The following is a 5,530-nucleotide window of genomic DNA, read 5'->3' as shown; positions in this document are numbered from 1 at the left end:
CACGCTCAGCTCGCCGGGGTGTCCCGCCGCAGGACCAGGTAGGCCAGGGCGCCGGCGAGCACGGCGACGACCATCAGGTAGGCGCTCGCGCTGAGGGCGGTCTGCGCCGCGAACCACTCGGCGATCCGCGGCCAGCCGATGTTCTGCACGGCCAGCAGCAGCGCGACGGCGAGGCCGGCGATGACCGCGATCACCGCGGTCCAAAATCCGATGAGGGACAGGCGCCGGAACGCCGCGGCCGCGAGGAAGCCCACCAGCATCACGGCGAGGGGGAGCGTCCCGGCCAGCAGGCCCGCACCCGCCAGGCCGTGACTGCCGGTGATGAACGGCAGGTCGAACTGGTAGGCGTGGATGCCGAACCCGTCCGTGGCCCGCTCGATCGCGGTCCCGGCCATGAAGGCGACGCCGAACGCCGCCGACACCACCGCGAACGCCAGGTAGGCGCCGAGGACGAACGTGCGCCGGCTGAAGCTCAACGCCATCGCGAACGGCATGGTCTGGGTGACCGTGTAGGCGGCCATGAATCCGAGCGTCCAGATCGCGGACTGGGCGGCTCCGCTGTACATCGGTTCGCCTGCTGTGCGGCCGTCGGCGATCGCGGCGATCCAGAACGTGATGCCCACGGACACCGCCCACGACAACAGGAAGACCATCACCGGCACCACGACGAAGTTGCTGCGCACGATGAACTGGAGCCGGAACGCGGACAGGATCCGTGAGGACGTGGCGGACGGCGTGGTGGTGCCGGTGGAGGCGGCGGCCTCGGCGGTGGCGGACATCATGACGAGACCTCCGAGCTGAGTCCGGTGGTGGTGACGGCCGGGGCGCCGGGCCCCGGTCCGGTCGGTGACGGTGACGGTGGTGGCGGTGAGGAGGGTGACGACGAGGGTGACGACGAGGGCGACGACGACGAGGCGCCCGCCGACGTCAGGTGGACGATCAGCTGCTGGAGCGAGACGGGCAGGACCTCGACGCCGTCAGCCCGCGCGCGCTGGTCCTCGAAGGGGCCCTCGGTCTGGCCCGGGGCGCGCAGGACGGTCGCCCGTAGGGTCCGCCCCATCGACTCGGAGTGGAGCACCCGCCGCGATCCCGCCAGCGAGCGCACGGCGTCGGCGGGGCCGACCAGCGTGACCGCCCGCCCGCGCAGCGACTCGACGGGCTCGTCGAGCAGGATCCGGCCCCGGTCGATCACCACCACGTTCTCGAGGAGGTGGGCGAGCTCGTCGATGAGGTGCGTGGACAGGATGAGCGTGCGGGGATGCTCGGTGTAGTCCTGCAGGAGACGGTCGTAGAACAACTGGCGGGCGACCGCGTCGAGGCCCATGTAGGGCTCGTCGAAGAAGGTCACGTCCGCGCGCGAGGCGATTCCCAGGATCACCGCGACGGCGGAGCGCTGGCCCCGCGACATCTTCTTGATCCGCGTCCGGGCGGGGACGCGGAAGTCCTCGGCGAGGCGCTCGGCGAGGTCGGCGTCCCAGTTGGGATAGGCCATCGCCGCGGCCTTGAACGCGTGCCGGGCAAAGGAGTCCTCGATGTAGCGCTGGTCCTCGCGAACGAAGCAGATGCGGGGGAGCACCTGCTCGTTCTCGTGGGGACGCAGGCCGAACACGCGGACGTCGCCGGTGCTCGGCCAGTCCTGGCCGGAGGCGATCGACATGAGCGAGGTTTTGCCGGCGCCGTTGCGGCCCAGCAGGCCGTGGATGACTCCTGCCTTGAACGAGACGGTCACGTCGTCGAGGGCCGTGGCGTCGCGGTGATGGCGCGAGAGATGGGTGATGTCGATGGCGTTGGTCATTGCGCCCTCTCCTTGGGTGGGCTGGGGTGTGCGGCGGAGCGCGGGAACGTGTCGGTATGCGAGTAGGCGGCGGAGCGCGGGTAGGCGGCGCGGACCATGTCGACGATCTCCTCGACGTCGAGCCCGATGGCGCGGCCCTCGGCGACCATTGCTGCCACCACGTCGTCGGTGAACCGCTGTCGTCGTTCCGCGTGCAGGAGTTCGCGGGCCCCGGGCGTGACGAACATGCCGAGTCCGCGGCGCTTGGTCAGGATGCCGCGGTCGACCAGGAGGTTGATCCCCTTGGCGGCCGTCGCCGGATTGATGCGGTGGAAGGCGGCGAGTTCGTTCGTGGACGGCGCGCGCTCGCCCTCGGTGAGAGAACCGTCCAGGATCGACGATTCGATCTGTTCGGCGATCTGCACGAAGAGCGGTCTGCCGTCGTCCACCTGGGCGTCCCCTCGGGTTGGTGGGTTAGTTACTCAACTAGTGAACCACTTGACCTGCGCCGACGTCAAAGGCCGCTTCGGCTGTCGTTGCGGGGGCGGGGCCGTGGCCGCGGGGCGGGGCTGTGGCCGCGGGGCGGGGCTGTCAGTCCCAGATGCGGGCGAAGGGGTGGGCCGCCTCGTACTCGGAGGCCAGCTCGAGGAGGACGCGATCGTGCCCGCGGCGTGCCGAGAGGTGAACGCCGATCGGCATGCCGTCCGGTGCCCGGCCCGTGGGCAGCGACACGGCGGGGGAGCCGGCGACGTTCTGCAGCGGAGTGAAGGTGACCCAGTCGGAGACCCGCTCGAGGTGGGTCTCGAACGGTTGGTCGGCGTCCAGGTAGCCGACCTCCGGGGTCTCGTGCGCAACCACCGGGCTGAGATAGAAGTCGAGGTCACCGAAACTCGCGTCGAACCGGCGGCGAACTCTGGCCAGCCGCGCGAGTCGAAGGGGCAGGGTCGGCAGGTTCCGCCTGGCCATCGCGGCCAGTCCGAGGGTGAACGGGTCGAGCCGGTCGTGGGCGAACAGCGGGTCGAACAGGCGATTCCCGCCCGCGGCGGTGCTCAGTGCGAGTAGTCCCCAGTAGGCGATGAAGTCGTCGCGGAACGACGCGGCGACGGGCGCGCCCACGGGGAGGATCTCGTGCCCGAGCGCGGTCAGTCTCTCGGCGGTCTGCCGCAGCACCGCGAGGCCCGCGGCGTCGGTCGGCCCGCCGGCAGGGCTCGTCTCGACCAAGCCGATCCGCAGGCGCCGCCGCGGCGCGTGATGGACGTGGCCGATCGGCGGGACGCCGACCGGGCGATACGCGGACTCGAATGCCGTGAGGAAGGCGACGGTGTCCCGCACCGACCGGGTGACGACCGACTGGGAGATGAGCTTGACGGGCATGGAGGCGGAGAACGACTCGTCGGGGTGCCGACCTCTGCTCGGCTTGAAGCCGACGAGCCCGGTGACCGCGGCCGGGATGCGGATCGATCCGCCGCCGTCGTTGGCGTGGGCGATCGGCAGCGCGCCGGCGGCGACGAGCGCCGAGGACCCGCCCGAGGATCCGCCGCTGGTCCGCCCGGTGTTCCACGGGTTCCGGGTGACCAGCCCGCCCTGTCTCTCGGTGGCGGCGGTCCAGCCGAACGGTGGCATCGCGGTGGTCCCGACCGGGTTGAGTCCCGTCGCTCGGAACAGCGGCGCGTAGGGGCCGTCCCGCAGGGCCGGGGTGGCGGGCACCGCGAGCGAGCCCATCCGCATGGGTGAACCGGCCACCCGGACGGCGTCCTTGAACGCGCTCGGGACGCCGGCCAACGGGGCGGACAGCTCCGAGGAATCGTGCCGGGCGGCCCGCGCGCGGGCGCGGTCGAAATCGGTGTGGACGAGAGCGCCGAGCGCGGGGTCCACAGTTGCGCAGCGATCGATCGCCGCCTCGAGGAGTTCGGTGGGCGAGACCTCGCGCCTGCGCACCCTCTCCGCCAGGGCCGTGGCGTCGTCATAGCCGAGTGCGTCGTCGCGGAAGGCGTGCACTCGCCGTGGGCCGACGGACGGGTCGGCTGCCGGATCGGCCGTGTCTGTGGCGTCGGTCACGCCCCCACTGTAGGGCGGTGCGGGGGATTTCGGGTCCACCTCTTGACAGATCCTGCGCGGCCGTGGATCTTAGGAGGAGCTAACTAAGGCAAGGGTCACCTAATGCGGTATTCGCATCAGGATCCGAATCTGGAGGTCTCATCGATGACAGCGCACCCGATCGTGTCGAATCCGGTCACCACGGGCGCGCGTCGTCTTCTCGACGGATCGGGCATCGCCACGGTCGCCGTTCGCGGCACCAAGAATCGCTCGGACGTCATGGTCTCGGCGGGGCATCGCTGGATCGGGGAGGGGACGATCGTCGTCACGGGGACCCCGGCGCCCTGGTCCGGCCTGATGATCGCGCCCGGCGACTCGGTCGAGGTCGTGGTGATGATCGACGAGTTCGCCCCGATCGTCGAGGCTAAGGTCCATGTGGCGAGCCTCTACGGCTTCGGGGTGGCGCGCGCGGCGCGTCAGGGCGAGGGCTGGATCGTCGAGATCGAGATCGAGCTGGGTGAGGTCAACGTGCGCCGGCTGGGGCATGAGGGCACGGTCGACGCGGCCCATCTGGACGCGGTCCCGTCGGACCCCCTGGCATGCGAGACGCCCGGTCTCGCGGACGAGATCCGGGCGCGCTTCGGTTCTGACCTGGCGATGCTGGCCGGGTCCGGGGACCCGGCTCAGCCGCCGTATGTGTTGGGCGTCGATGCCGACGGTCTGCATCTGCTGACCGCCCTCGGCACCGATGCCGATGTCATCCACCTGCCGTTCGTGACCCGGGCGGAGTGCGTCAACGACGTCGTCCGCGAGATGGGTCAGTACGTGGCCCGCGCCAGCTGAGAGGCGATTCGCCGGCGCGGCATCCGCCGGTCAGGCCGGGGTGTAGGTGAGGCAGTCGGCGGTGTCGGCGCCGGCGCCGATCTTGACCGACTCCGCGGAGCAGAGCAGGTCCTTGTTGTAGGTGCACTCGACGCGCTGGCACGCGCCCACGTGAGCGCTCGCGGTGGGCAGGCCGCCGCGGACGTCCAGCGAGATGAAGGTGCCGCACTCGGCGTGGTCGGGGGCGCCCGCCACGGTGATCGCGCCCGCGTTGCAGCTCTGGTCGCTGTTGAACGAGCACGCGGTGACGGTGCAGGTGCTGATTCCGGTGAGAGTGGCCATGACGATCGCTCCTCGTGTGGCTGTGGCTGGGGGGTATGCCCCAGAGTCAACACCGAACGGTGCGGGCTTGCAAGCAAGTTGAGGCTGTGCTAAGTCAGGCAAGCCTAAGCTCTCTACCTGCACGTATGCGGCAGATGGCATGTTTTCACGGCATTCCGTGATCGCTCTGTCCGGGTTCGTCTCGGGGCAGGCCCGCCCCTCGCCGTCCGGCCGGAACTCGCCCGTCGTTCGGCCGGAACTCGCCGCCGCGCCGCCGGGGGCTCGCAATGGATGCGGCCGCTCCTGTGCCTGGCGTCTCGCCCCGTTTCGCGGCGTCTCGCCCGCGCTCCCGCCGCGCCGCTCTTGGCATCCGCTCCTGTGCCTGGCGCCTCGCTCCTCTCCATGGCTTCTCGCTCCTGGCGTCCGCTCCCTTGCATGGCGTCTCGCCCCTGCGGATGCAGGGCTGAGCCATCGCCGCCCCTCGGCATGGCGTCCGGCCTGCGCATCGGGGCGCGCGAGACGCCATGGCCGCGTGCGGCTGTACCCGGGCCGGCCGCGGGTCTGTCTGTGCAGGCG

At 70.9% G+C, this 5,530-nt stretch carries 6 protein-coding genes; 1 reads left to right on the top strand and 5 read right to left on the bottom strand.

Annotated features, from left to right (window positions below; genetic code table 11):
* Positions 1–5: 5 nt before the first annotated feature.
* From HMPREF3086_RS07770 to HMPREF3086_RS07755, 4 genes are all read right to left on the bottom strand, one after another.
* Positions 6–782 (bottom strand): hypothetical protein, encoded by a 777-nt coding sequence (locus HMPREF3086_RS07770; protein ID WP_070721162.1) that lies wholly within the window; start codon positions 780–782, stop codon positions 6–8.
* Positions 779–1,795 (bottom strand): ATP-binding cassette domain-containing protein, encoded by a 1,017-nt coding sequence (locus tag HMPREF3086_RS07765; protein ID WP_070721158.1) that lies wholly within the window; start codon positions 1,793–1,795, stop codon positions 779–781. Before HMPREF3086_RS07765 ends, HMPREF3086_RS07770 begins: the two co-directional genes overlap by 4 nt.
* Positions 1,792–2,223: a GntR family transcriptional regulator gene (locus HMPREF3086_RS07760; protein ID WP_070721155.1), complete on the bottom strand. Its 432-nt coding sequence runs from the start codon at positions 2,221–2,223 to the stop codon at positions 1,792–1,794. Before HMPREF3086_RS07760 ends, HMPREF3086_RS07765 begins: the two co-directional genes overlap by 4 nt.
* Positions 2,224–2,365: 142 nt before the next feature.
* A complete protein-coding gene (locus tag HMPREF3086_RS07755) occupies positions 2,366–3,832 on the bottom strand; it encodes an amidase (RefSeq protein ID WP_070721152.1) in 1,467 nt (488 codons plus the stop codon).
* 144 nt (positions 3,833–3,976) lie between these two features.
* On the opposite strand from HMPREF3086_RS07755, the gene HMPREF3086_RS07750 reads away from it, so the two are divergent.
* On the top strand, positions 3,977–4,654 hold the full coding sequence (locus HMPREF3086_RS07750; RefSeq protein ID WP_070721165.1) for a hypothetical protein: 678 nt from the start codon (positions 3,977–3,979) through the stop codon (positions 4,652–4,654).
* A 30-nt stretch (positions 4,655–4,684) separates the two neighbouring features.
* Here HMPREF3086_RS07750 and HMPREF3086_RS07745 read toward each other — a convergent pair whose 3' ends face one another.
* Positions 4,685–4,975, bottom strand: coding sequence for a DUF1540 domain-containing protein (locus HMPREF3086_RS07745; RefSeq protein WP_007629396.1), 291 nt, complete (start codon positions 4,973–4,975; stop codon positions 4,685–4,687).
* Between the last annotated feature and the right edge of the window lie 555 nt (positions 4,976–5,530).

It is taken from the genome of Dietzia sp. HMSC21D01 (genome assembly GCF_001815995.1).
Classification (GTDB): Bacteria; Actinomycetota; Actinomycetes; order Mycobacteriales; family Mycobacteriaceae; genus Dietzia; species Dietzia cinnamea.
This window is presented reverse-complemented; position numbering and strand designations above follow the sequence as displayed.